The organism is Variovorax sp. 10L426 (assembly GCF_056395305.1).
In genome coordinates this window covers 1-551 of sequence record NZ_JBFTJF010000063.1, presented here as the reverse complement: position 1 = coordinate 551, position 551 = coordinate 1, and the positions used below count along the sequence as shown (strand labels likewise).

At 65.7% G+C, this 551-nt stretch carries 1 protein-coding gene; it reads right to left on the bottom strand.

Annotation, left to right across the window (positions count from 1 at the left end; translation table 11 throughout):
* Positions 1-58: 58 nt before the first annotated feature.
* Positions 59-551 (bottom strand): glutathione S-transferase family protein (locus AC1DHL_RS29720; RefSeq protein WP_478164327.1); only part of this gene is annotated, 493 nt, incomplete at its 5' end.

Genomic DNA, 551 nt, shown 5'->3' with positions numbered 1-551 from the left:
GACATCACCCATTTGTGGGGAAATTGGTGGGGTATCGCACCTCCGAACGGGCGCACCTTCAGGCGTGTGGCCAATTGCGGAAAACGTCGAATTGCTCTAAGGCGGCGGTGAATGCCGCGAGCGACGGATGTTGCGCCGGCGTCACTTTTCCCGGCAGCAGCGCCTGGGTGAAGGTCCAGACCACAGCGGTGGTCACGTCCGCCTGGGTCAGCGTGCTGGCATCGGCCGGCACGGCGCAGGTTGAAATTTCCTGTTCCAGCAGCGCATAGGCGCGAGCGAGCTGCCCGTCCACGCGGTCCAGCCAGGGCTGGTGCTGCTTCTCGGCCGGGCGCAGGTTGTGTTCGTAGACATCCTGCACGGCCTTTTCGCACGCGGCCAGCGCCAGGCCGATGATGCGCAGCGCCCGCTGGCGCGCGCCCAGCTCAGACGGCATGAGACTGCGCCGTGCCACCGCTTCCGCGTAGTCGATGATCAGCGTGGAATCCATCAGCACGGTGCCGTCGTCGCAGACCAGCGAAGGCGCCTTGACCACCGGATTGATCGCCCGGAAC